Raw genomic sequence first — 26,561 nt, forward strand, 5'->3', positions numbered from 1 at the left:
GGGGGAAGAGCAATGACAATGAGAACAGATCAGGATTACGGTAAGCGTCTACTCCGTGAAACAGTGAAGCGCGAGCCCTTGGAAGAGGCCCCGGCCATCGAAGTATTGCGGGAATCACGCCGCTTCTTCCGAACCGTTGCCATTAGCATTCTGGCGCTCTTCCTCAATGCGGTAATCTGGCCTTCCTGGGCCCTGGCCATCGAAACCGAGCGGCAGAAAGAGCAACATCGCCAGGCACAATGGGAGGCCAAGAACCAGCACCTGCACCAAGTGCTTAAGCATGTGCGTGACAAGACCAACGACCGTAAAGCGGTAATTGACCGTCGCCTGGCTGATGAAGGGGGCACACTGGATAATGTGCTGACTGCCATTGGTCTAAGCCAGCTAACCCTGGAAGAGACCAGTGATCTCGCTTGGCTGGCCAAGCGTGCCGACAAGCTGCACCAGAAAGCGCTCAAGGCATTCCAGAAAACAGAGCAGAGACTGAAAAACAAGAACCTGCCTGCCCGGGTTCGCCAACGCAATGAGCACGCAAAGGCGGAATATCAGAGCCGCTACGAAGCCATGCAGGCGCGCCTGTCAGCCCTGCTTGACGCGGAAAGCCTCAGCGAACAACAGGAAGCAGCAGCTTCCCTGAAACAATGGATGGACGGCTTCACGCTCAGCAAGCCTCGCGATCCTTTCGATCCCAATAATCTGCCCTGGAGCACCCCGGACCCGAGCCAAACGCCAAAACCGGCGGAAAGCGCCGACGAGCTGAGCGCCCGCAGCGGGTTTCCGCTTTTCGAGCAGGGAGTGCAACTGGCTAGTAATGTCATCACTCCTGATATGCTGGGCAACCCCGGCGGCCCCACCGAAGATGACTTGGCCGCAACGCTGGACGCACCCCTTTCCGAAGCCATCAGCGCAAAAGCTGAAGAGCTGGACGATGACCCGGTAAAGATCTACCAGTGGGTACGCAACAATATCGAGTTTATCCCCAGTTACGGCTCCATACAGGGGGCGGAATACACCTTGCAACATGGCAAGGGCAACGCTTTCGACACTGCCAGTCTGCTCATCTCGCTGCTGCGGGCGGCCAACATTCCGGCCCGCTACGCCTTTGGTACCGTACAAATGCCTGCCGACAAGGTGATGAACTGGGTGGGAAACGTGAACACCCCGGAAGCAGCGGGGAACCTCTTGGGGCAGGGCGGTATTCCCAACATCGGTATGGTTTCCGGGGGCAAAGTTAGCCATACGAAGCTGGAGCATGTCTGGGTAGAAGCCTGGATCGACTATCAACCCAGCCGGGGTGCCGTGCATCGGGTAGGCGATAGCTGGGTGCCCATGGATGCGAGCTTCAAGCAGTATGAATACAGCGAGGGGATGGCCCTGGAAGAACAGGTGCCCTTCGATGCGGAAGGCCTGGCGCAGACTATCCAGGAGCAAAGCACTATCAACGAAGAGGAAGGCTGGGTACAGGGTGTTCCGCAGCAAGCCATGGAAGATTCCCTGACCGACTATCGCGCCCAGTTGGAAGGCTTTCTGGAGAACCAGGCTCCGGATGCTTCAGTAGGCGATGTGTTGGGCACGCACAGCATCAAGGAGGTCATCCACGAACAACTGGCAATCAGCCTGCCTTATGAATTACTGACCCGTAAGCTGGTGGCATCCGAACTGCCGGACAGCCTGCGCTGGAAATTCCAGTACCAGCTTCATACCAGCCTGTACGGCACACCGGATACCCAGCTTCTGAGAATCGAGCAGCCGACAGTTGCCCTGGCCGGCAAGAAGCTTTCATTATCTTTCAAGCCGGCCACCCCTGACGATGAGGAGACTCTGGCCAGCTATCTACCAGAGCCAGATGAAAACGGTGAAATCGACCCGAACGACATACCGGATACCTTGCCGGGTTATCTGATTGCTCTGACAGGTGAATTCGCCATAGACGATGGCATCGCGGCCACCGCAGTAAGCAATATGGCAATGGGAGAAGAGCTGCTCTCAGAAATGGGCTATTGGCAACCGGGCCGTGGCTGGCGTACCACACGTAACCAACCTGTAGCAGGCGAATACCGGGCTTTGGCGCTGAACCTGCAAGGCATCAGCCAGCAACAGGCGCAAGCCCTGCAAACCGATCTGGAGTCTACCCAGCAAAAGCTGGAGTCAGAGGACTTTGCCGGCTTGACCAAGCAGCAAGTCGTGGGTGACCTGCTGTATAGCACCATTCTGAGCTACTTCGCCCTGAACGACGTGCAGGATCAGATCGCCCAGAAGCAAGCCAGCAGCATAGGCTATCGTGCGCCGAGTTACGGTTTGTTCAAAACGAGTTTGACGCCGCAGTACTGGTTTGGTGTCCCGAGAGATGTGAAGGCGGAAGGCCTGACCATGGACGTGGATCATATGACAGGTAGCCGGGTGGATAAGGAAAATGACCATCAGCGCTGGGTTTCCTTCAATCGTGCCCAGGGCGCCAGAATGTCGGCCATGGAGCACCTGGTGCCGGAGAAGATGTTCAGCACCGAGGAGGCCCCGGCTCATGGTATCAGTGCGGTTAAAGCGGTCCAGATTGCGGCGGCTGAGGGCCAGAAGATCTGGACGATTACTCAGGATAACCTGTCTATTGCCCTTCCCAATTTACAGCTTTCCAGTGAAATAAAGAGCGATATTCGGAATTCTGTGAATGCAGGGAAGGAAGTAACTGCACATGAGAGGCCTGTTAATTTCTTTGGACGACAATCTACTGGGTATACTGTGATTGACTCACACACAGGGGCTGGAGCCTATCTTATCGCCGGTGGAGAAAATGGGGGGAATACAGGATTCTCAGGGGATGAAAAATTCTTGGTGGCTGGTATTTCCTTTGATGTAATTAAGCAAGTTTTTGGGGCTCTATGGGCTGGAGTTAATGCGGTTTTTAATTTCGATAACTGTGGTCCTGGTGTGGCAATTACAATATTAGTCATTGCTATGATTTTAATAGCTTTTAAACTGTGGCTGATATTTATTGTGGCAGCATCGGCCTTGATTAAGGGGGCGGCTGCTGTAATGGCTTTTCTATTCAGTGGTTTGGTTTCGTGGGGGTTGACTCAAACTTGTAAAAGGGAAGATTAATGAAGTCGAGCGCTTGGTTTTTATTGTCTTTGCTTTTTTTTACGATTTTGCAATTTGCCACGGGAAGAATAGGCGAAAAGATTACATTGTATGCTTTTTTTCTGGTTTTTCAGCTTATATTGATTTATGGAAATGGGTTGGGGCGTGCAAGGTTCGGCTTTGAAATGCTCATTTTTGTTTTGTCTTGCTTTCTTTGTATGTATTTATCTTTTTCTTTGCATGCGGTTAGTTTTTTTGATGCTATTTTAGCTTTTGCGCTTATCTTTATAGTCGACTTTAGTGTCTGTATAAAAAACAACAGGGTAAGCCCTGTATCCAAGAGCAGAGGCTTTAACCTTAGAAGAGTCGCTGTTTATTCTTTAGTTGGTGCGCCATTTTTGGGTGTTTTATTGTGGTCGGTGGCGGCTTATTACTCCGGGATAGAGAATGCTGAAGAAGCTGTTTATTTTTCAGTGCTGCTGTACGGGGTCGTTTTTATTATTATAAGACGAAGGTTTCAGCTACCTAGTCAAACATAATTCACTAAAGGACAAGCAACGGGGCACGCACGAATTAGAGAATATCCTACAAGGTCAGTAGCGGCGTTCTGATGATTTACTGATTTTTTGATCAGTATTGTGTGGTTATGGAACAGCAAGGAGGCCTTTCCATGACTCGAGTCCGATATTCCCAAGTCTCTCTGGATGAGGTGCCCTATTATCACTGCATCTGTGGCTGTGTTCGCAGAGCGTTCTTGTGTGGCCAGGATCATTATTCCGGCCAGGACTACGAGCATCGCCGCCAGTAGGTGGTAGACAGGCTGGGGGTTCTGGTGGAGCTTTTCGCTATCGATCTGTGTGCTTATGCCGTCATGTCGAACTATTACCATGTGGTGGTAAGTAGATCGGGCTCGTGTAGAGGTCTGGTCGGTGGAAGATGTGGCTGAGTGGCAGATGGGGCTGTTTCACGGAACCTTGCTGGTCAGGAGCTGGCTGCGTGGTAAGTTTATGCTTATCCCTGATTGTTCGCTCGGCTCTATTTTCTCAACAATATTGTTTGTGATTGTTTCTCAGATACAGAAAATGATATTAGATGCAGCAATATCTTGCAGGAGGGGGTGTCAATGACGCCATTTCCCTTTGATAACGATAACTTCTATGTCCAGTTTTTCTTTTTGACCATGTCTGGCTTTATGATGGGCTGCTTCTTTTGGTATGTACTATTCGTAAAGATTAGAAAGTGGGGTAGAACAAAAGGTGTGATAATAAAAAAAATATGGAAAAAAAGCAGAGTTAGTAATGAGGTGTCGGGATCGGTTGATGTTCAGTACGAATATACGGTTGACGGGAAAAGATATAAAAATAATAAGGTGGGCATAAAGGATAGTGCTTTCCCTCTCTTTTTGTTGGGCAAAACCCTAGGTTGGCGAGAAAAATTTATATTCGATCCTTGTCTAATAAGAAGATTTGGATTTATTACGATAGAAAAAAACCTAGTATTAGCTGTCTTGATCTTGGTATGGATAAGGGGTTCTTAGCTTTTATGTTTTTTTGTTCCTTGGCTTTTATAGTATTTGCCTGGTATTGATTTTGAATCACCTTTTGGCATTAAGAAACTCTTGGCCGGCTATCTGATTGTCCTGGCAGGTGAGTTCGCCATAACAAGACCGTGGACACTCAGAGCACCGGGCAAAGCAGGTGGTAAATCAAACAATGCAAGTCCGCTATTTGGTAGAGATGCACCGTCGGAGCCCCGAGTCATGGGCGTTTGAGGAAGAGGGAAGTTGTTTGTGGATAGTAATGGTCGGCGTTTTGAGTTGGGCGCTCTGGGAGAGTGAACAGTTAACAGTGAATAGTTGCGCGAGACACGTAGCCGCAACTTAAACGCATGAGGCCGCGCCCAGATACTGAGCGCGGCCTCATGCGTTGCAAAACCCTATTAAGCTGATCGCGTCGCTGTTAACTATTCACTGTTAACTGTTAACTAAAACCCTCCTGCCACACTAATCAACAACAACACCACCAGCACAATACTGATGCCTTTCCAGATACGAAGCTGCCGGACGTCGTTGTCGATGGCCGGTTTGCTGCTGCGTATCGGGCGGCGCAGGGCGTCGCGGAATTCGGCGGCATCGCTGAAGCGTTGTTTGGGTTGGCGTTGCAGGGCGATCTGCAGCACGTTGTTGATCCACAGTGGCACAAAGGCGTTGTGACCCTGCAGGGGCGGCAGGGGGCGGTGGGCGGATTTTTCGTAGCGGCCTTGCCATGGCAGGTCACCGGTGAGCATTTCATGAATGATCACCGCCGCAGAAAACAGGTCGCTCTGTTCGCTGGGGGCTTCGCCATCCACCAGTTCCGGAGCGGTGTAATCCCGGGTGCCGAGGGGAATACCTGCATTGTGTTGCTCCATGCCACGACAATGGCAACTGCCGAAATCCACGATCCGTACCAAACCGCTGGTATCCACCATGATGTTATCCGGTTTCAGATCGCCGTGAATCACATCGGCCCGGTGCAGGGCACGGATACCGTTGAGTAACTGATCCGCCAGATACAGTTTTTCTTCCACCGCCACGTCCGGATGCTCTTTCAGCCACTGTTGCAGCGTGACGCCGTCGATGAACTCCAGGTGCTGATAAAGGCAACTGGGGTTCTCCGGCAGGGGCAGGGTGCGCAGCAGGTGGGCATTGCGCAGGCGCTGGCCTACCCAGCCTTCCATGACAAAACGCTCCAGGGCATCCCGGTCGTCTTCCAGATTCACCGACGGTGTCTTGAGTACCGATTGCTTGCCGGTTTCATCTTCCACCAGATACAGGTGGCTGCGCACACTGGCATACAGCTCCCGCTTTACGGTGAAACCGTCCACACGGATACCGGGGCTCAGTGGCGGCGGCAGTGGCAGGCTGCCGCGCTGGCGCAGGGCTTCGTCGGCACTGGCGTCGGGCAGGCCATCTACCTGCAGCACCTGACAGCTCAGGTTGTCATCGCTACCGCTGGCCAGGGCCGCTTCCACCAGGCTGCGGGCGGCCACTTCCGGCTGTCCACTGCCACGCAGAATTCCCTGCATGCGGGCGCGGGAGAGGAAACCGTGTACGCCGTCACTGGTGAGCAGGAACACATCTCCCACCTGTAAATCGCTGCTGCTGTAATCCACATCCAGGCGGGTATCACCACCCATGACCCGGGTGAGCACTTGGCGGTTGTCGCCAATGATGCGGCTGTGGTCCCTGGTCAGGCACTCCAGTCGGTCATTGCGCAGTCGCCAGATGCGCGAATCTCCCACCTGGAATAAATGGGCTGTGCATGAGCGAAAAATTAACAGGGACAAAGTGCAAAGGTGACTTTCCCCTGCCTGGGTTTGCCGGCAAAGCCAGCGATTCAGGGCTTCCAGAACCCGTTGTGCGGAGCGAGGAACACTCCACAGGGCGGGAGTCGCGTAGTAGTCACTGATAAAGCCCAGCACACAGGACTCGGCAGCTTCCCGGGCTGCACCAGCGCTGGAGAGCCCATCCGCCAGGGCCGCGACGATGCCCTTGGTACGCAACAGAGGGCCATCGGGGATCTGCATTGCCAGGGCATCTTGGTTATGCAACTTCTGGCCGGCATCGCTGTATTGCCCGATGCGGACCTGCGGGTGCAGATCTGGCTCGGTGGTGTTTTCAGCGGCGGTGGATACATCCATCCTCAACTCTCCTTGGGTTGGCACGGGTTTCTCACTCAATCCCTGCAGTTACAAGCTTCAAGCTGCAACGCGACCCTGGCCTGATTGTATTTTCATGGCACGTGGCCGCGCTCCGGGTGCCGGGCGCGGCTCGTAACGTTCGGGGTTTATGAAATATCCAAACGCGTTGTAGCTCGAGGCTTGCAGCGTGTAGCTTGTCTCATTAGCCCACCTCAATGAGTTGAACTTCGCCTTTCTCGTCGATTTCCGCAATGTGTCCTTTCGGTTCATCCAGGAACTGTACGGCAGCCAGGGCCACGGCGGCACTGGCGGCAATCACCAGGAAAAAGGTGGACGGATCCACAAAGGTCAGCACGGTCAGGAAGATGACGGCGCCAGCATTGCCGTAGGCGCCCACCATGCCGGCAATCTGCCCGGTCAAGCGGCGCTTAATCAATGGCACGGTGGCAAACACGGCCCCTTCACCGGCCTGCACAAAGAATGAGCAGCACATGGTGGCAACCACTGCCAGGGCAATAGGCCAGCTGCTGCCGATCTGGCTCATCAGCCCGTAACCCAGCATCAGGCCGCAGAGCAGAATGGCCAGGGATTTCTTGCGCCCGAACTTGTCGGACACCCAGCCACCGCCGGGGCGTGCCACCAGGTTCATGAAGGCATAGCCGGAGGCCAGCAGACCGGCGGTCACCGCGCTCAGGCTGAAGGTATCGGTAAAGAACAGGGGCAGCATGGACACCACCGCCAGCTCGGAGCCGAAAGTCACCATATAGGCCAGATCCAGAATCGCCACCTGTTTGAAGCTGTAGCGGTCGTGCTCGGGCACGCCTTCCTTCAGGTGTTCACGGTTTACTCGCCAGGCCTGGCCAAGCTGAACCACCGCCAGGCTGATAATCAGGGCGCCAAGCAGTATCTGTGTGGTCTGGCCGAACAGATTCAGGTTGGTGGGCCCGAGGCGCCAGACAATGACCAGCAGCGCGATATACAGGGGCAGGCTCATGGCCAGGTAAAAGAACAGGTCTTTCCTGGTGCTTACTTCCAGGGCACCGGCTTTCTTCGGCTTGAAGTAAGAGGAGCCTTGGGGGGTATTGCGTGCCCGCCAGAGGAAGAACATGCCGTACAAAAAGGCCACCGCGCCGGTGGTGGCAATGGCCCAGCGCCAGCCGTCATCACCGCCGTAAAGCAGCGCGAGGGACGGCAGGGTAATCGCCGCTGCGGCGGAACCGAAGTTGCCCCAGCCGCCATAGACGCCTTCTGCCAGGCCCACTTCCCGGGCCGGGAACCATTCGCTGATCAGGCGGATGCCCACCACAAAGCCGGCTCCCACAAAGCCCATCAGCAGACGGGTTACCGCCAGCTGTTCATAGGTGGTGGAAAGAGCAAACGCCCAGCAGGGAAGTGCGGCCAGCATCAGCAGCGAGCCAAACACCAGCCGGGGGCCGAAGCGATCTACCAGGGAACCGATAACCACCCGGGCGGGAATGGTCAGCGCCACGTTGAGAATCAGCAACGCCTTGATCTGGTCGGCGGTGAGGTCGAAGGCTTCCCGCAGGTGCCCCATTAACGGGGCATGCGAAAACCAGACAACAAAGGTAATAAAGAAGGCCAGCCAGCTAAGATGCAACAGGCGGATGCGTGGTGCGGAAAAATTCAGGATGTTCAGTTTGTCTGTGCTCATGATCACTCCATCACAACGGATGTGTTCGGCGGTTTCAGTGATTAAGCAAGGGTTGTGCCACTTTTTAAGTTGTTGTTTTTTAATGGAAAATATATTGGTGCATGAAAAATGATGAAATTTGGTGCGGCAGAATGAGGCTGGAGCACGATTCGCTGCCTGGAAGTCATCCTGTTTTGAGGCATGAAGCGTGGGCATGACTGGTGCACGACCGGGCTCGATATGGTGAGCCCGGCCGTTATGCTGTTCAGCCCACTTCGATCAGTTGTACGCGACCATCTTCGTCTACTTCTGCGATGTGTCCTTTGGGCTCATTCAGAAACTGGACAGCAGCCAGCACCAGGGCGGCACTGGCGGCAATCACCAGGAAGAAGGTGCTGGCGTCCACAAAGGTCAGTACGGTCAGAAAAATGACGGCGCCAGCATTGCCGTAGGCGCCCACCATGCCTGAGATCTGGCCTGTCAGCCGGCGCTTGATCAGGGGGACGGTGGCAAATACGGCACCGGCGCCACCCTGCACAAAGCAGGAACAGACCATGGTGGCGGCCATCGCCAGGAGCACCGGCCAGCCGCTGTCGATCTGGCTGAGCAGCAGAAAGCCGAGCAACAGGCCGGTGATCAGAATACTCAAGGATTTCTTTCGGCCAATGCGATCGGACAGCCAGCCGCCACCGGGGCGGGCTATCAGGTTGGTGAATGCAAAGCCCGATGCCAGCAGACCGGCTGTTACCGGCGTCACTTCCGCAAAGGTATCCAGGAAAAACAGTGGCAGCATGGATTTGACCGCCAATTCGGCACCAAAGGTAATGAAGTAGGACAAATCAAGAATGGCCACCTGTTTGAAGGGGTAGCTGTCCTGCTCCGGTGCGGGCTGTTGCAGGCGTTCCTTGTTCACTTTCCATATCTGGGAAAACTGAATAGCGGCCAGGGCCAGCACAAAGGCGGCTGCCGCCCCCTGTGTGCCTACACCATAAAGGTCAAAGCCCTGGGGCCCCAGGCGCCAGACGATGACAAACAAGGCCAGGTACAGTGGCAGGCTGGCCCCTATGTAGAAGAACAGGTCACGTCGGTTACTGACTTCCAGCGCTGTGGCCTTCTTGGGTTTGAAGTAGGAGGCTCCGGCCGGCGTGTTACGGGCGCGCCAGAGAAAGATCAGACCGTACAGAAAAGAAAGGATACCGGTGCAGGCGATCGCCCAGCGCCAGCCATCTTCGCCGCCGAACAGCAGGGCGAGGGAGGGCAGGGTGACATAGGAGGCAAAAGCGCCGAAGTTGCCCCAGCCGCCATAGACGCCTTCGGCCAGGCCCACTTCCCGGGCCGGGAACCATTCGCTGATAAGCCGGATGCCGACCACAAATCCCGCGCCAACAAAGCCAAGCAGCAGGCGTGTCACGGCCAACTGTTCAAAGCTGTTGGCCATGGCAAAGGCCCAGCATGGAAAAGCCGCGACGATAAGTAATGTACCGAACACAATCCGTGGCCCATAGCGATCCACAAGCGAGCCGATCACGACCCGTGCCGGGATGGTCAGAGCTACATTGAGAATCAGCAGGGCTTTTACCTGTTCGCTACTCAGATCAAACACCTCGCGCAGATGGCCCATCAGCGGCGCGTGGGAAAACCACAGTGCGAAGCTGATAAAGAAGGCCAGCCAACTCAGGTGCAGCAGGCGAATGCGGGGAAGGGACAGGTTAAGCAGATTCAGTCTTTCTGCGCTCATGACGACTCCATGCATGGGCGATTAACGATGCGTAGCAATGAGCAACTTCTGTGCCGCCTGGCTAACTTGTTGTTTTCTATTGATAAATGCCCGTGGAGAGTCGTGAACAACCAAACCGGTGCGCAAATCAGGAGCGTTTTTGTGCCATTAGGGTGCATGAAAATGTGCATTTTTCTCGTGCACGCACGCATTAAAAGAAAGCAGTTTTTCTGTGGTTATTGCCTGGTAATGGCAAAAAACCAATATAAAACAGTATCTTGCAAAGTTGGCACAAGGGTTGCTTTGGTCAGGGCGTCAGTCATGCACCGCGAGGGTGAGCCTTATGGCAAAGCAACAACTTCTACTTATTGGCCACGGCATGGTGGGTCAACGTTATCTGGAGTCTCTGGTGGCCCAGGGTGGCCGCGAGCACTTCGACATTACCGTACTGTGTGCCGAGCCGCTGCCGGCCTATGACCGCGTGGGGCTAACCAGCTACTTTTCCGGCAAGACCGCCGAGGACCTGTCACTGGTTCCGCAGGGGTTCTTTGCCGAGCACGACATTACGCTGAAGCTGAATACCAAGGCGGACGCCATTGATCGTGCGGCACGCACCGTAACCACCAATACCGGTGAGACCCTGAGTTACGACAAACTGGTGCTGGCTACCGGTTCCTATCCGTTCGTGCCGCCGATTCCAGGCAACGATCGGGACAACTGTTTCGTGTACCGCACCATCGATGATCTGGATGCCATTATTGCTGCCAGTAAAACTAGCAAGGTCGGCACCGTGGTGGGTGGCGGTCTGCTGGGTCTGGAAGCGGCAAAGGCCCTGCACGATCTGGGCCTGCAAACCCATGTGGTGGAGTTCGCGCCGCGTCTGATGGCCGTGCAGGTGGATGACTTTGGTGGTGGCCTGCTCAAGGACAAGATCCATGAACTGGGCGTCACCGTGCACACCAGCACCGGTACCAAAGACATTGTCGACGGCGAAACCTGCAAGCACCGCATGAACTTCGGTGACGACAAGCACCTGGAAACCGACGTTATTGTGTTTTCTGCCGGTATTCGTCCCCAGGACGAACTGGCCCGTGCCTGCGAGCTGGATATCGGTGAGCGTGGCGGTGTTGTGGTGAACAACCACTGTGTCACCTCCGATGACAGCATTTATGCCATCGGCGAAGTGGCGCTGTGGGAAGGCCGCATCTTTGGTCTGGTAGCGCCGGGTTACCAGATGGCGGAGATCGCCGCCGAACATTTGATGGGCAAGTGCGAGCAGCAGTTCACCGGTGCTGACATGAGCACCAAACTGAAACTGATGGGCGTGGATGTGGCCTCCATCGGTGATGCCCATGGCAACACCCCGGGCTCACGCAGCACCGTGTTCATGGACCAGACTGCGGGTATTTACAAGAAGGCAGTGATTAGCGAGTGCGGCAAGAAACTGCTGGGCGCAGTACTGGTGGGCGACGCCAACGACTACGGCAACCTGCTGCAGCTGTGTCTGAACGAGATGGACCTGCCCGGTGATCCGGCAGCACTGGTGGCGCCGGTATCCGATGGCGCGCCCCTGCTGGGTGCCGATGCCCTGCCGGACACCGCGCAGATCTGTTCCTGTAACAACGTATCCAAAGGTGATCTGTGTGCTGCCATTGACGATGGCGCCATGACCGTGGGTGACCTGAAATCCTGCACCAAGGCCTCTGCTACCTGTGGTGGTTGCTCGGCACTGGTGAAACAGGTGCTGGACAGCGAACTGGAAAAACGTGGCGTGGAAGTGAACAACCACCTCTGCGAACACTTCCCGTATTCCCGCCAGGAAATCTATCACCTGGTGCGGGTAGGGCAGATCACCACCTTTGACGAGCTGCTGGAAAAACACGGTAGCGGTGAAGGCTGTGACATCTGCAAACCCACAGCGGCTTCCGTGCTGGCGTCCTGCTGGAACGATTATGTCCTGAACAAGCCCCACGCGGGTCTGCAGGACACCAACGATTACTTTCTCGGCAACCTGCAGCGTGACGGTACCTATTCTGTCGTGCCGCGCGTTGCCGGCGGTGAAATCACCCCGGACAAGCTGATCGTACTCGGTGAAGTGGCCAAGAAGTATGACCTCTACACCAAGATCACTGGCGGCCAGCGGGTGGATCTGTTTGGTGCCCGCGTGGAGCAGCTGCCGGATATCTGGCGCACCCTGGTGGATGCTGGTTTTGAAACCGGTCACGCCTACGGCAAGTCCCTGCGTACCGTGAAATCCTGTGTGGGTTCCACCTGGTGCCGCTACGGGGTGAAAGATTCGGTAGGCACCGCTATCCAGGTGGAAGAGCGTTACAAAGGTTTGCGCAGCCCGCACAAAATCAAGATGGCTGTCAGTGGCTGTACCCGTGAATGTGCCGAAGCACAGAGCAAGGACGTGGGTGTGATCGCCACCGAGAAAGGCTGGAACCTGTATGTGTGCGGCAACGGTGGCATGCGTCCGCGCCACGCGGATCTGTTCGCCTCGGATCTCACCGACGAAGAGCTGATCAAGACCGTCGACCGCTTCCTGATGTTCTACATCAAGACTGCCGACCGTCTGCAGCGTACCAGCGTCTGGCTGGAAAACCTGGAAGGTGGCCTGGACTACCTGAAGGAAGTGATTCTGGAAGATTCCCTGGGCATCGGTGCCGAGTTGGAAGCGGAAATGGCCCACGTGATCGACACTTACCAGTGTGAGTGGAAGACCACCATCGAAGACGACGAAGCGGTGAAACGCTTCAAGCACTTCGTCAACGATGACAGCGCCGACGACAACCTGAAGTACGTGCGTGAGCGCGGTCAGCGTCGTCCGGCCTATGAGCATGAACGTATCGAACTGGTCGAGGAGGCATGAGCATGAACAGTTCCGTAGCCGTGGAATGGAAAGCCGTGTGCAAGCTCGATGATGTACTGCCGGGCACCGGGGTGGGCGTACGCCTGCCCGGTGGCCAGGCGGCCCTGTTCCGCACCCGCGATGGCAGCCTGTACGCGCTGGACAACCTGGACCCGTTCAGCCAGGCCAATGTGCTGAGCCGGGGCATCCTGGGCTCGCTGGGTGACAAGCGGGTGGTGGCATCGCCGATCTACAAGCAGCATTTCGATCTGGAAACCGGGCAGTGTCTGGAAGATGAAGAGGTCTCACTCACGGTCTATCCGGTACAAGTGGAAGGTGACGTGATCAAACTGGCCATTCCGGCCTGAATACCGCAAAGGCGATGTAGTAATGAAGCGACTGGTGGTAATTGGTAACGGCATGGCGGCTTGCCGCCTGCTGGAAGAGCTCACCCGCCTGGCACCGGATCTGTATCAGATCACGGTGGTGGGGGAGGAGCCCTTTGCCGGTTACAACCGGGTCATGCTGTCGCCCTTGCTGTGTGGCGGCACGGACGAGCAGACCATTACGACCTATCCCCATCAATGGTATCGCGAGCGGGGTATCCGTCTGATTACCGGCTCACCGGTGGTGGAGATTCACCGCCATCGTCGCCAGGTGATGACGGCGGCAGGTCATGTGCTCGACTATGATCGTCTGCTGCTGGCCACCGGCGCGGCACCGCGTCAGCTGCCGGTGGACGGCGTGGCATTGAAGGGCGTCATGAGCTTTCGCGATCTGCATGACGTCAGAAAGTTGTTGTCGCTCTCGGCCGCCCGTGTGGTGGTCGTGGGCGGCGGCTTTTTAGGGTTGGAGGCGGCCGATGCGCTGGTGAAACAGGGCCATGACGTGACCCTGGTACACAGCCGTGGCCATCTGCTCAACCAGCAACTGGATGAAGCGGCAGGGCATCGCCTGCAACAGGATCTGGAAGCCCGGGGCTTGAAGTTCGTCATGCAGGCGCGCACCCAATCCATCGAAGACAATGGCCACGGCGGTGTCGCGGCCGTACACCTGGGCGATGGTCAGCGCCTGCCCGCCGACTATGTGGTGCAGGCGGTGGGCATCGTGCCCCGTGCCGAGCTGGCTGCCCGGGCAGGCCTGACCGTGAATCAGGGCATCCGCGTGGACGACACCCTGCAAACGTTCGACCCGGCCATCTATGCCATCGGTGAATGTGTGGAGCATCGCCAGCGCACCTTCGGGTTGGTAGCACCCTTGTATGAGCAGGCATCAGTGTGCGCCAGCCATCTGGCCGAGCTGGGCCATCGGCGTTATCTGTATGCGGACACCGCCACCCGGTTGAAAATTTCCGGTATTGATCTGGTGTCTTTCGGCGATTTTGGTGGCGAGCAGGAGGGCGTTGAAAGCGATACCCTGCAACTAGCGTTGCCCGGTGGTTATCGTCGTCTGCAAATTCGCGACAATCGCATTGTCGGCATGGTGCTGTATGGCGACGTGGCCGAAGCCCCTTTCTACGAAACCCTGTGGCGGAACCAGACCGACATCAGTGCGGTACGCGCCACCCTGTTACTGGGTGAGGCCTTCTGCAACCTGCCCGGCGATGGTGGCGACAAGCAGGAGGAAATTGCCGCATGAGTATTTGCACCACCTGTCCTTACTGCGGCGTGGGCTGCGGTATCAAAACCGACGGCATCGAACTGCAGGGCGACAAGCAGCACCCTGCCAATGCCGGGCGCCTATGCGTGAAAGGGTCCTCGGTACTGGAAACCCTGGGTGATCAGGATCGCCTGTTGCAGCCGGAAGTGAATGGGGAAGTGGTGCCCTGGGATCGCGCCCTGGATGAAGTGGCCGACCGTTTCCGTCGTATTGTGGATGAACACGGCCCGGATGCGGTGGCGTTCTATGTGTCCGGCCAGTTGCTGACGGAAGACTATTACGTGGCCAATAAACTCATGAAAGGGTTTATCGGCAGCGCCAACATCGATACCAATTCCCGCCTGTGCATGAGCAGTGCGGTGGTGGCCCACAAGCGGGCGTTTGGCGAAGATGTGGTGCCCGGTTGTTACGAAGACCTGGAGCTGGCGGACCTGGTGATCCTCACCGGCTCCAACACTGCCTGGGCGCACCCCATCGTCTACCAGCGCATCGCCGCCGCCAAGCAGGCGCGCCCGGAGATGAAGGTGGTGGTGATCGATCCTCGTCGTACCGCCACCTGTGATCTGGCCGACCTGCACCTGGCCATTCGCCCCGGGCAGGACGTGCCGCTGTTCAACGGGCTGCTCACCTGGCTTGATGATCATAACGCGTTAAATCAAGACTATATCGATGCTCACACCGAAGGCTTCGAGGCGACGCTGAACACCGCCCGCAGTCAGGGCAATGACTGGGAAAAACTGGCCCAGTTGATGGGTGTCAGCAAGGTGGACCTGACCACGTTTTATCACTGGTTTGCCACCTGTGATCGTACCGTCACGGTGTTCTCCCAGGGGGTGAATCAGGCCCGCAACGGTTCCGATCAGGGCAACGCTATTATCAATGCACACCTGGCCACTGGCCGGGTAGGGAAACCCGGCGCCAGCCCGTTTTCCATCACCGGCCAGCCCAACGCCATGGGCGGTCGTGAAGTGGGTGGTCTGGCCAATCAGCTGGCCGTGCATCTGGATATTGATAACCCGGAACACCATGCCGCCGTTGCCGATTTCTGGCAGACCGACACGCTGGCAACAGAAAATGGTCTCACCGCCGTGGACTTGTTCAATGCGGTGGAAAGCGGTCAGGTCAAAGCCGTGTGGATCATGGCTACCAACCCGGTGGACTCCCTGCCGGAAGCGGATCGGGTGCGCCATGCGCTGATGGCCTGCGACACCGTGGTGGTGTCCGATTGCGTGGCCAGCGGTGATACCCTGGCCTGTGCCGATATCCGCCTGCCGGCGCTGGGCTGGGGTGAAAAATCCGGCATGGTGACCAACTCCGAACGATGCGTGTCCCGCCAGCGTCCCTTTGTGAAAGCCCCCGGCAACGCAAAAGGGGACTGGTGGATTATCACCGAAGTGGCCCGTCGCATGGGTTACGCCTCAGCCTTTCCCTATCAGCACGAACACGAAATTTTTGCCGAGTACTCGGCGCTCACCGCGTTGGCGGGCAGATTTGGCAAGCGGCTGGATATGACCGCTGCTGCGGACCTGAGCGCCGACCAGTATGAACAGTGGCAGCCGCAGCAGTGGCCACTGCAAGGGGACCCTCGCTGCTTTGCCGACGGACACTTCGCCACGCCGAATCGCCGTGGTCGTTTTGTTGTCTGCGAGAATCCCAAGGTGCATCAGATCGGTGATGCCTTCCCGATCATTCTCAACAGCGGCCGTATTCGCGACCAGTGGCACACCATGACACGCACCGGCCGCGCCGGACGTTTGTTTGCCCACCTGAGCGAACCCTTTGCGGCACTGCATTCCAAGGATATTGAACGTTACCGACTGAAGGAGGGCGGCTTCGTACGCCTTTCCAGCAAGGTCGGTGACGCCCTGGTGCGGGTAACCAGTGATAGCGGGCAACGGCCCGGTACCGCTTTCATGCCCATGCACTGGACCGATCAGTTTTCTCGCCGTGCCCGGGTGGATGCCCTGGTACCGGCACGTCTGGATCCGCATTCCGGCCAGCCGGCGTTCAAACATACGCCGGTCAACGTCAGCGACTGGCAACCCCGCTGGCATGGCTGGTTGTTCACGGCGGCACCCCCGCCCGCCGTGGAGTACTGGGCCCGAGTTCCCGTCGATGCATTCTTGCAGGCGGGCCAGGTACAGCGTTATCGGCTGGCCGGCGATGCGGACCTAACCGAACAACAGCTCCACGATTGGATGCCCGAAGCGGCACAGTGGCTGGCACTCAACGACCCCGCCACTGGGCACTTCCGTCGCGCCGCCCTGGATAGCGAGGGCCGATTGCTGGCCTGGCTGGCCATCGGCGAAGAACTGCCGCTGTGCGATGTGGAGTGGCTGGCGAGTTGTTTCGCCGACGAGGCAGAAACCCAGCACCTTGCGCTGCTTGCTGGGCAACCGGTGGACGCAGGCCCGGACCTGGGGCCGGTGATCTGTAGCTGCTTTCAGGTACGCCAGAAAACCATCGAAACTGCGGTGGAAGAGGGCGCGGACAACGTGGAAGCCATCGGCAAATGCTGCCAGGCAGGCACCAACTGCGGCTCCTGCATTCCGGAACTACGCGGACTGCTGGAAAACTGCAGTGTTTGACCGAGGAGCGAGTTACGAGCTACGAGTTACGAAAATCAAAACCGTGAAACAACAGATCGGATAGCTTTTCGCTTTTCGCAACTCGATCCTCGTAACTCGCCACTGTCTTTCCCCGGCTTCCTGTCACCTTGCCCGTACCCCGATCAGCGCTTAGTCTCGAAGCAACGGTTTCGATGCGGCGCGAGCCATGAAGAACAACAAGAAACATTATCCAGCACTAAGCTGGCAGGGCAGGGCCATCAATGCGGTGGCCAAGGGCATGGTGAAGCCGGTAATCAGCCGGCTGAAATTTTCCCGCCGTTTCATGAAGTTTTCCCAGCTGGGTTTCGATGCAGTCACCCTGGCGTTGCCGGTGCCTTCCGACGTGCATATTTCTCGCGCCCATATGGGTGGGGTGCCTGGGGAATGGCTGATTACCGGCAGGCGCGTGCGCAGCAACCGGGTGGTGTTGTACTTCCATGGCGGCGCTTATTTTTTCGGTTCCCCCCGTTCCCATCGCGCCGTCACCTGGCGGCTTAGCCATTACTGTCGTGCCAAGGTTCTGGCACTGGATTATCGGCAACCACCTGACTGGGCATACCCGGCGCCGCTGGAAGATGCGGTGCGGGCCTACAAGGCTTTACTGGATCTTGGTTACAGCAGTGAGCATATCGTCTTCGCCGGGGATTCTGCCGGCGGTAACCTGGCGCTGGTGACCCTGTTGCGACTGCGGGAACTGAAATTGCCGATGCCCTCATCGGCCGTGCTGATCAGCCCGTGGGGTGACTTGACCTGTTCCGGTGACAGCATCCGCGACAATGCGGACAAGGAACCATTGATTCCGCTTGGTGCGCTTAACTTCGTTTCTGCGTCCTACAGCCGTGGTTACGATGCGGCGTCTCCCATGTTGTCACCGGTGTTCGCCGACTTCACCGGTTTGCCACCGTTGCTGGTGCAGGTTGGCAGCACCGAGTTGCTCTACAGTGATGCGGTGCGCATTGCCAGGCAGGCCGAACAGGCTGGCGTGGATTGCCAGCTGCAGGTCTGGGACCGTATGCCCCATGTGTTCCATGCCCTGGCTGCCTGGCTCCCCGAGGCGGGCCAGGCTCTTCAGGAAATCGGAGCCTTTGTCCATGGCCATCTCAGTGACCGGGATCGTGACAGCCATGTCCGTGCCCGGGCGAGGGTGGTTGGCGAGCAGGATTCACCGTAGAAATTGTTAAATTGTTATTAAAGGTAGCCCTGATCTGGGTTCAGAAACGCTACCGTAACGATGGCTACGCTTGCTTACAGTCCACCAACTTCCTTGCTCTACAGCACATTGCACATCCCTTCCATAGTCGCTAATGCCAGTCTCCGTTCGGAGGCCATAACGACGACAAAGTACGATGGAGGGGTTCATCTTGGCTAATCAACTCAAACTTCTGGTAGGCAGTAGCGCCCTTGCGGCTCTGCTGACGGCCTGTGGCGGTGGAGGCGGCGGCAGCTCGGCGCCAGCCGACTCCGGCCCGGCAGCCCGTGCCCTGCCTCCGGAAATCGCAGAGATAATCGACGATCAGAACGAGCTTACCGATGCCTTGTGTCCCGGCGCGTCCGGCGAGGCAGGAGAAGGCGGTTCCATCGACCCGGCCACCTGTTTTGGTGAAAGCGAAGACGGTGCCGAGGAAGATACCGGTTATACGTTGTCACTGAATCCGGTGGTACAGCAGTTCTGCCCGGAAGCGTCACAGGCATTTGATGCCACCCTGACGTTCCAGGGGGAAATGCTCGAACAGGACTTCGTTTACGATACCGACAGTTCCTTTGATGGTTCTGCCACCTTCCCGGCTGCCTGCTTGCAGGAAGCCGCAGCGAACTTCCAGAACATCGGCGATATGATCGGTGGGTCTAACCCGCTGACCGAAGCCCTGTGTCCGGAGGAAGCAGCAAGTGATGATTTCGATCCTGCCAGCTGCTTTGCTGAAGCAGCCAGCCAGGGCGGCTTGCCCGGTGGCGGTGGCGGCGAGATGCCTGGCGCTGACCAGCTGTTCGCCCAGCTGTGCCCGGAAACCGGTGAACAGGAGCTGGGCCCGGAAACGCCCATCAACTGTTTGAACGAAGCCAGCCGTGCCTACATGGACGTCTACAACCTGCTGACGGAAAGCAATAGCTTTACCGAGCAGGTATGTCCGGAAGATTCTCAGGATGGCCGGATTGATCCGCCCCAATGCTTTGCCGAAGCTCTGCTGGGCGGCGGTATTCCCGGTGGCGGCGGTGGTGGGGGTGGAAGCAACCCGTTCGCACCCGCCCTTGAGCAGTTCTGCCCGGAAACCGCCATGGCAGATCTGGGTCCGACTACCCCCATCGACTGCCTGACCGAAGCCGGTGGCAACTTCCAGGACGTTCAGGACCTGCTGCTGGGTTCCAACCCGCTGACCGACAACCTCTGCCCGAACGCAGCTGCCAATCCGCCGATTGATCCTGCGGCCTGCTTCACCGAAGCGGCTGAAGGTTTCCCGGGTGGCCTGCCCGGTGGCGAAGGTAACCCGCTGGCGCCGATCATGGATCAGTTCTGTCCGGAAACCGCCGAGCAGCCCCTGGGTCCGACGACTCCCGTCGATTGCCTGACTGAAGCTGGCAGCAGCTTTGGCGACGTGCAGGATCTGCTGACCGGTTCCAACCCGCTGACCGAGGCCTTCTGCCCGGAAGAGAGTGCGGATGGCACAGTCGATCCGGCTGCCTGCTTCATGGAAGCAACCTCCGCTGGCGGCTTGCCGGGTGGCGACGGTAATCCGTTTGCACCTGTGATGGAGCAATTCTGCCCGGATACTGCTGTAGCTCCGCTTGGTCCGACCACACCCATCGACTGCCTGACCGAAGCCGGTGGCAGCTTTGGCGACATTCAGGATCTGCTGACTGGTTCCAACCCGCTGACCGAGGCCTTCTGCCCGGAAGAGTCTGCCGACGGTACCGTTGATCCGGCAGCCTGCTTCATGGAAGCCCTGCAAAGCGGTGGTGAATTGCCCGGTGGTGATGGCAACCCGTTCGCGCCGGTGATGGGCCAGTTCTGCCCGGATACCGCCGAGCAACCGCTGGGCCCGACCACCCCGGTCGACTGCCTGACCGAGGCCGGTGGTAACTTCGGCGACATCCAGGACCTGCTGACCGGCTCCAACCCGCTGACCGAGGCCTTCTGTCCGGAAGAGTCTGCGGACGGCACCGTTGATCCCGCAGCTTGCTTCATGGAAGCCGCTGGAAGCGGTGGCCTGCCGGGTGGCGATGGCAACCCGTTCGCGCCGATCATGGGTCAGTTCTGCCCGGAAACCGCCGAGCAACCGCTGGGTCCGACCACACCGGTTGACTGCCTGACAGAAGCCGGTGGCAGCTTTGGTGACGTGGAAGACCTGCTGACAGGCTCCAATCCGCTGACCGAGGCTTTCTGTCCGGAAGAGTCTGCGGACGGCACACCGTTGACCCCGCAGCTTGCTTCATGGAAGCCGCTGGAAGCGGTGGCCTGCCGGGTGGCGATGGCAACCCGTTCGCGCCGGTGATGGAGCAGTTCTGTCCGGCTACCGCCGAGCAGCCGCTGGGCCCGACCACCCCTGTTGACTGCCTGTCCGAGGCGGGTGGCAACTTTGGTGACGTGGAAGACCTCCTGACTGGCTCTAACCCGCTGACCGAACAGGTTTGCCCGGAAGAGTCTGCAGATGGCACCGTGGATCCGGCAGCCTGCTTCATGGAAGCCCTGGCCGGTGGTGCACCGGGCGGTGATGGTAACCCGCTGTCTCCGGTACTGGAGCAGTTCTGCCCGGATACCGCTGCCGGTGAAGTCGGTCCCACCACTGCCTTCGATTGCCTGCAGGAAGCGGGTGGCGATTTCGGTGAGTTGGAAGACCTGCTGGGACCGTTGATGGAATCCAACCCGCTGACCGAACAGCTGTGCCCGGCGGAATCCGCTGACGGCACTGTTGATCCGGCCGGCTGCTTTATCGAAGGGCTGGATAACATCGAGCTGCTCAACACCAGTGATCTGGGTCTGTTCCCGGAATGTCCGCTGCTCAGCGGCGACAACGATACCGGCAATGTGTCCCTGACACTGGGCCTGGGTTGTCTGCTGCAGCAGTCTGATGATCCGAGCATCGGTCTGGATTCTCTGGATCCGGCTACGCTGACCGCACTGCTGGAAGGCAGCGATCTGTCTGGCAACGGCCTGGCAGAGCTGACGGTGCTGACCGCTGTGCTGGATGAACTGCTGGGCGGTGGCCAACTGGATAACCTGGGTCTGGAAGAAATTCTGACCACAGACCAGTTGCTTGCCCTGGCAGACCAGGATAATCCGTTGAGTGACATCCTTGATCCCATCCTGGGTCCGATTCTGGACCTGCTGGGACTGGGCGGTCTGCTCTGATCGGTTGATCCTTCAAAAAAGCCCGGCCTTCGCGCCGGGCTTTTTTATGGATTGCTCCCTGTAGGAGCGCCTCTCGAGGCGCGAAAGACGTTAGAAGCGAGTAACGAGGTTCGAGTTTCGAAAAGCTTTTCGCTCCTCGTGACTCGTACCTCGACACTTTACTTCTTCGCGCCTCGAGAGGCGCTCCTACAGAAAAAAGCCGGACACAAAAAAGCCGCCATCAAGGCGGCTTTTTCGTATCAGCCAGCGATCAACTGTTGCGCTTGGGCAGCACGTCGCGCAGCTTGTCGGCCATCTCGCGAATGGCTTTCTCGGTGGTGTCCCAGGCGATACAGCCATCGGTGATGGACACACCGTATTCCAGGTCTTCCAGATTCTCCGGGAGCTTCTGGTTACCGTATTTCAGGTGCGATTCCACCATCAGACCGACGATGGACTGGTTACCTTCGAGAATCTGGTTGGCAATATTTTCCATCACCAGCGGCTGCAGGCTCGGGTCCTTGTTGGAGTTGGAGTGGGAGCAATCCACCATGATGTTGGTGGACACACCGGCTTTCTCCAGCGCTTGCTCAGCCAGCGCCACGGACACGGAATCATAGTTGGGCTTGCCGCCGCCGCCACGCAGTACCACATGGCCGTACTGGTTGCCCTTGGTGGTGGTCAGCGCCACCCGGCCTTCCGGGTCGATACCCAGGAAGCGATGCGGGTGTTTCACGCTCAACATGGCGTTCACTGCCACATCCAGGCTGCCGTCGGTGCCGTTTTTGAAGCCCACCGGGCTGGACAGACCGGAGGACATTTCCCGGTGGGTCTGGCTTTCGGTGGTGCGGGCGCCGATGGCGTTCCAGGAAATCAGGTCCTGCAGGTACTGCGGGGTGGTCGGGTCCAGCGCCTCGGTGGCAGAGGGCAGGCCCAGTTCAGCCACATCCAGCAGCAGCTTGCGGGCAATGTGCAGGCCGTCCTGCACCTTGAAGGAGTCGTTCATGTAGGGGTCATTGATCAGCCCCTTCCAGCCCACGGTGGTACGGGGCTTTTCAAAGTAGACGCGCAACACCAGGTAGATGGTGTCCTTCACTTCCTCGGCTAGCGCCTTCAACTTCTGCGCATACTCCATGGCCGCCTTGGTGTCATGGATAGAGCAGGGGCCAATCACCACAAACAGACGGTGGTCCTTGCGGTCGAGAATATTGCGAATCGTCTCGCGGCCTTCGATCACGGTCTGGCGGGCATTGTCGGAAAGCGGCAGCTCTTCCTTCAGCGCATTGGGGGTGATCAGCAGTTCCTGCGAGGCGATATTGAGATCGTCTACCTGTTTATCGGTCATGATGGTCTTTACTACCTGTCGTTGCTGGAGGCCCCGGGCCCCGTTCTATGGCGGGCGGCTCTGGCTGACACTCCTTTTGTAGAGGTGAAGCAGTCTAGCGGAAACAGGCGGTTATAGAAATATCAAGGGGCCTGTCTGTGCGATAGGGTGGGGTAATGAAGGAAAGGCCAGCTATTAGCTACGAGCTGCTAGCTACTAGGCGCGAGGTAGTCTTGGGGTACGAATAGTCAGTGCCCGCGTTCCGGCCGAATCCGCATACCTGGCAGGTTATCGACAAACGGTTTCTCCTCGCAGCTAGAAGCTAGAAGCTAGAAGCTAGTAGCTAGTAGCTAGTAGCTAGTAGCTAGCAGCTAGCAGCTAGCAGCTAGCAGCTAGCAGCTAGCAGCTATAATCCCTCAATCAGCTCTTCCACATACGCCGGCACCAGCTCCGTGGCCAGGCCATGCCGGTGCTCGGCAAAGGCAGTCAACCGCTGGGAAGGCTCCAAATTCAGTTCCACGGTATGCGCTCCGTGCCGGTTGGCTTCTTCCACAAAGCCCGCTGCCGGGTACACATTGCCGCTGGTGCCGATGCTGATAAAGCGGTCGCAGCGCGCCAGGGCCTGGTAGATACGCTCCATCTCCAGGGGCATTTCGCCGAACCACACCACATGGGGGCGCAAGCAGCCCTTGGCGCCGCAGAGCGGGCAGGGCAGGGTCGGGGTCAGCTCACTGGTGACTTCCACCAGGCCCCCTGACGCCTGGCAGCGGCCCTTGAGCAGTTCGCCGTGCATGTGGATCAGGTTGCGACTGCCGGCCCGTTCGTGCAGGTTGTCGATGTTCTGGGTCACCAGCAGCACCTGGCCGGCGGGAAAGGCCTGTTCCAGCTTCGCCAGCGCCTGGTGGGCCGCATTGGGCTTGATGGCGGCGCTGAGCAGCTGTTCACGGCGCTTGTTGTAGAAGTTCTGCACCAGGGTGGCATCGCGCAGAAACGCCTCTGGCGTGGCCACATCCTCCACACGGTGGTTCTCCCACAGCCCGTCTGCCGCCCGGAACGTCTTGATACCGGATTCCGCCGAGATTCCCGCGCCGGTAAGTATTACAATGTTTTCAGCCATTTATCCGTCCGATTAGTCAGGATTATTTGTTCCATGGATACCATTATCGACCAACAGGAAAATCTCAACTTGCCCCGGCGCGGCAATGTCACACTGCTGCATTTTCACCAGGGCATGGTACTGCTGGTGGGGGAGGATGCCATAGGCCTGTACCGGGACCGCGTGGCCATCGACGACCCCCTGGCCAATGGTGTCATCGGCTACGAAACCATTCCACCCTCCCTGCAGCCAGACTGGCAGGACAACTGCGGCTTTGTCCGTGAGCATCAATCCGGCTATGTAGGTCTTAACGGCGGTGGCGTGATTTTTATCCGCCCGGACGGCGTGGCGCTCTATCCCAGCGGCATGCATGCGTTGCAGAATCGGGACATGAGCTGGCTGATTCCCTTTCCGCCACTCAATGCATAATTTGCCCGGCACCGGTGATCCCGGCGTCGGCTACTGAAGGAGCTGTTCTGTTATGGCAGAAGAAACCACTCGCCTGCGTCTGCGCACCCTCACCGAAGAGGATTACCCCGCGCTGGCGCTGCTCATGAACCAGGTCTACCACGACATCGGCGGCGCCTGGCCGGAAGACACCATCAAGACCCTGATCCGTATCTTCCCGGACGGGCAGTTGGTGATCGAGGACAACGGCGAGCTGGTAGCCACCGCGCTGACCATCAAGGTGAAATACGACCGCTTCTCCAATCCGCACCGCTACGAAGACCTGATCACCGACGACAAGGTGCAGTCCCACGACAAGAACGGCGATGCGCTGTACGGGTTGGATGTGTTCGTGGACAAGGAATACCGCGGCTACCGCCTGGGCCGTCGCCTTTATGAGGCGCGCAAGGAGCTGTGCCGCGAGGAAAACCTGCGTGCCATCCTGGCCGGTGGCCGGCTGCCCGGCTATACCAATTATGCCGACCAGATGAAGGTCACCGAATACATCGAGCAGGTGGAAGCCCGCGCCATCTACGATCCTATCCTGTCGTTCCAGCTGTCCAATGGCTTCGACGTGAAACGTCTGATGAAGGCCTACCTGCCGGAAGACGAAGACTCCCACGGCTACGCCACCCTGCTGGAATGGGACAACATCCTCTACGAACCGGAAGACGACAGTGCCGAATGGCCGCGCCGTACCGTGGTGCGCGTGGGCGTGGTGCAGCGCCGCATGCGTGCCGCCCGCGACGTGCAGGATCTGCTCAACCAGGTGGAATTCTTCATCGATGCGTTGTCCGATTACCGGGCCGATTTCGCCGTACTGCCGGAATTCTTCAGCGCCCCCCTCATGGGCTTGCGCCCGGAACTGAACTCCGTGGAAGCGGTGCGCTTCCTGGCCAGCTTCACCGACGAAGTGCGTGATGCCCTGGCCGACATGGCGGTGAGCTACAACATCAACATCGTTGGCGGCTCCATGCCCGTTATCGAAAACGAAAAAGTCTACAACGTGGCCTACCTGATGCGCCGCGACGGCTCCGTGGAAGCCCAGTACAAGATCCACATCACCCCCCACGAACGGCGCGACTGGGTCATCCAGGGCGGTGACAAGTTGCAGGTATTCGATACCGACGCGGGCCGGGTGGGCATTCTGATCTGCTACGACGTGGAATTCCCGGAGCTGGGCCGGATCCTGGCGGACGAAAAGATGGATATCCTCTTCGTACCGTTCTGGACCGACACCAAAAACGGCTACCTGCGCGTACGCCACTGCGCCCAGGCCCGTGCCATTGAAAACGAATGCTACGTGGCCATCGCCGGCTCCGTGGGCAACCTGCCACGGGTCGACGCCGTGGACATCCAGTACGCCCAGTCCTCGGTGTTTTCCCCCAGCGACTTCTACTTCCCCCACGATGCCATCATCAGCGAATCGGTCCCCAATACCGAAATGCTGATGTTTGCGGATGTGGACCTGGAAAAACTGAAGCTGCTGCACCGGGAAGGGTCGGTAACCAACCTGCGCGATCGTCGCCACGATCTGTATAGCCTGGATTGGAAGAATAAGGGCTGAACCCCGTCAGGGCAGGGCCGTTCGGCCCTGCCTGTTACCTCTGTAGCTGAGATGTATTTGTAGGAGCGCCTCTTGAGGCGCGAACACCCCGTCAAAAGCGTACTCTCGTAGACTGCTGTCCCCAAACGGGTAGAAGAGAACCTTATGCCCGGCGCTTATCCCGAAACGACGCCTTCCTCATATCACAGCCGTCCGAAAAGGGTGCCGTTGTAACCCGTTGAGATTTCTGCTTTTATCGGTCGGTATATAAATTTAATAAATGAGATAGGAAGCCGGCGCGTTCATTGGATATTCGAGCGGGCTTCCTAATACCTGTTAAATGGCTCTGCCTTTTTCTATTCATCGAAAGGCGGAGCCAAGTCATAAATCGGTGCCAGTAGTTGGCGCCGCAGCATCAGGTTCCGTGCCGGGCCACATATTCGGCAGCTTCGTTCCTGGTGCCATTGTTGGGTAAGGTGGTTGTGGCTCGCCTTTCCCGTTTGTTGTAGGCGGCCACAATCAAGGTTGGGGGTAGCTGCAAAGTCTGCGTTCTTGCGGGTGCCATAAATTCAGTCTGGTTC

The 26,561-nt window shown here is 57.9% G+C and carries 18 protein-coding genes; 13 read left to right on the top strand and 5 right to left on the bottom strand.

Annotated features, from left to right (window positions below; all coding sequences use genetic code 11):
- The first annotated feature begins 18 nt into the window (after positions 1 to 18).
- The 4 genes from KZ772_RS01775 (at position 19) to KZ772_RS01790 (ending at position 4,612) form a co-directional block, all read left to right on the top strand.
- Positions 19 to 3,096 (top strand): transglutaminase-like domain-containing protein, encoded by a 3,078-nt coding sequence (locus KZ772_RS01775; protein WP_290538180.1) that lies wholly within the window; start codon positions 19 to 21, stop codon positions 3,094 to 3,096.
- Entirely contained in the window at positions 3,096 to 3,614 is a 519-nt protein-coding gene (locus KZ772_RS01780; RefSeq protein WP_290538181.1) for a hypothetical protein, read from the top strand. The genes KZ772_RS01775 and KZ772_RS01780 overlap by 1 nt, the downstream gene beginning before the upstream one ends.
- Positions 3,615 to 3,745: 131 nt before the next feature.
- Positions 3,746 to 3,883 carry a hypothetical protein gene (locus tag KZ772_RS01785; protein ID WP_290538182.1) on the top strand — a complete coding sequence of 46 codons (138 nt, stop codon included), beginning with the start codon at positions 3,746 to 3,748 and terminating at the stop codon, positions 3,881 to 3,883.
- A gap of 315 nt (positions 3,884 to 4,198) precedes the next feature.
- Positions 4,199 to 4,612 carry a hypothetical protein gene (locus KZ772_RS01790; RefSeq protein WP_290538183.1) on the top strand — a complete coding sequence of 138 codons (414 nt, stop codon included), beginning with the start codon at positions 4,199 to 4,201 and terminating at the stop codon, positions 4,610 to 4,612.
- 446 nt (positions 4,613 to 5,058) lie between these two features.
- Here KZ772_RS01790 and KZ772_RS01795 read toward each other — a convergent pair whose 3' ends face one another.
- The 3 genes from KZ772_RS01795 to KZ772_RS01805 all read right to left on the bottom strand — a co-directional run bounded on the left by KZ772_RS01795 (position 5,059) and on the right by KZ772_RS01805 (position 10,145).
- On the bottom strand, positions 5,059 to 6,756 hold the full coding sequence (locus tag KZ772_RS01795; RefSeq protein ID WP_290538184.1) for a bifunctional protein-serine/threonine kinase/phosphatase: 1,698 nt from the start codon (positions 6,754 to 6,756) through the stop codon (positions 5,059 to 5,061).
- A gap of 202 nt (positions 6,757 to 6,958) precedes the next feature.
- Positions 6,959 to 8,428 (bottom strand): NarK family nitrate/nitrite MFS transporter, encoded by a 1,470-nt coding sequence (locus KZ772_RS01800; RefSeq protein ID WP_290538185.1) that lies wholly within the window; start codon positions 8,426 to 8,428, stop codon positions 6,959 to 6,961.
- A gap of 244 nt (positions 8,429 to 8,672) precedes the next feature.
- Complete coding sequence (locus KZ772_RS01805) at positions 8,673 to 10,145, bottom strand: MFS transporter (RefSeq protein WP_290538186.1); 1,473 nt, start codon at positions 10,143 to 10,145, stop codon at positions 8,673 to 8,675.
- A 322-nt stretch (positions 10,146 to 10,467) separates the two neighbouring features.
- Here KZ772_RS01805 and nirB point away from each other — a divergent pair, with 322 nt between their 5' ends.
- The 7 genes from nirB to KZ772_RS01840 all read left to right on the top strand — a co-directional run bounded on the left by nirB (position 10,468) and on the right by KZ772_RS01840 (position 21,588).
- The gene (nirB, locus tag KZ772_RS01810; RefSeq protein ID WP_290538187.1) at positions 10,468 to 12,996 is read left to right on the top strand and encodes a nitrite reductase large subunit NirB; all 2,529 of its coding nucleotides are present in this window, start codon (positions 10,468 to 10,470) and stop codon (positions 12,994 to 12,996) included.
- A gap of 2 nt (positions 12,997 to 12,998) precedes the next feature.
- Positions 12,999 to 13,343: a nitrite reductase small subunit NirD gene (nirD, locus tag KZ772_RS01815; protein ID WP_290538188.1), complete on the top strand. Its 345-nt coding sequence runs from the start codon at positions 12,999 to 13,001 to the stop codon at positions 13,341 to 13,343.
- 22 nt (positions 13,344 to 13,365) lie between these two features.
- Positions 13,366 to 14,613: an FAD-dependent oxidoreductase gene (locus KZ772_RS01820; protein WP_290538189.1), complete on the top strand. Its 1,248-nt coding sequence runs from the start codon at positions 13,366 to 13,368 to the stop codon at positions 14,611 to 14,613.
- A complete protein-coding gene (locus KZ772_RS01825; protein WP_290538190.1) occupies positions 14,610 to 17,222 on the top strand; it encodes a nitrate reductase in 2,613 nt (870 codons plus the stop codon). The genes KZ772_RS01820 and KZ772_RS01825 overlap by 4 nt, the downstream gene beginning before the upstream one ends.
- 187 nt (positions 17,223 to 17,409) lie before the next feature.
- The gene (locus tag KZ772_RS01830) at positions 17,410 to 18,414 is read left to right on the top strand and encodes an alpha/beta hydrolase (protein WP_290538191.1); all 1,005 of its coding nucleotides are present in this window, start codon (positions 17,410 to 17,412) and stop codon (positions 18,412 to 18,414) included.
- A 190-nt stretch (positions 18,415 to 18,604) separates the two neighbouring features.
- Complete coding sequence (locus tag KZ772_RS01835) at positions 18,605 to 20,731, top strand: hypothetical protein (RefSeq protein ID WP_290538192.1); 2,127 nt, start codon at positions 18,605 to 18,607, stop codon at positions 20,729 to 20,731.
- Positions 20,671 to 21,588, top strand: a complete 918-nt coding sequence (locus KZ772_RS01840) for a hypothetical protein (protein WP_290538193.1) — start codon at positions 20,671 to 20,673, stop codon at positions 21,586 to 21,588. Before KZ772_RS01835 ends, KZ772_RS01840 begins: the two co-directional genes overlap by 61 nt.
- A 250-nt stretch (positions 21,589 to 21,838) precedes the next feature.
- Here the strand turns inward: KZ772_RS01840 and KZ772_RS01845 are convergent, their stop codons facing one another.
- Positions 21,839 to 22,912: a 3-deoxy-7-phosphoheptulonate synthase gene (locus tag KZ772_RS01845; protein ID WP_290538194.1), complete on the bottom strand. Its 1,074-nt coding sequence runs from the start codon at positions 22,910 to 22,912 to the stop codon at positions 21,839 to 21,841.
- Positions 22,913 to 23,297: 385 nt separating this feature from the next.
- The gene (gene cobB / locus KZ772_RS01850; RefSeq protein WP_290538195.1) at positions 23,298 to 24,008 is read right to left on the bottom strand and encodes a Sir2 family NAD+-dependent deacetylase; all 711 of its coding nucleotides are present in this window, start codon (positions 24,006 to 24,008) and stop codon (positions 23,298 to 23,300) included.
- A 33-nt stretch (positions 24,009 to 24,041) separates the two neighbouring features.
- On the opposite strand from cobB, the gene KZ772_RS01855 reads away from it, so the two are divergent.
- Positions 24,042 to 24,416 carry a hypothetical protein gene (locus tag KZ772_RS01855; protein WP_290538196.1) on the top strand — a complete coding sequence of 125 codons (375 nt, stop codon included), beginning with the start codon at positions 24,042 to 24,044 and terminating at the stop codon, positions 24,414 to 24,416.
- 52 nt (positions 24,417 to 24,468) lie between these two features.
- Complete coding sequence (locus KZ772_RS01860; protein WP_290538197.1) at positions 24,469 to 26,001, top strand: bifunctional GNAT family N-acetyltransferase/carbon-nitrogen hydrolase family protein; 1,533 nt, start codon at positions 24,469 to 24,471, stop codon at positions 25,999 to 26,001.
- The last annotated feature ends 560 nt before the right edge of the window (positions 26,002 to 26,561 follow it).

Source organism: Alcanivorax sp., from assembly GCF_019431375.1.
Taxonomy (GTDB): domain Bacteria; phylum Pseudomonadota; class Gammaproteobacteria; order Pseudomonadales; family Alcanivoracaceae; genus Alcanivorax; species Alcanivorax jadensis_A.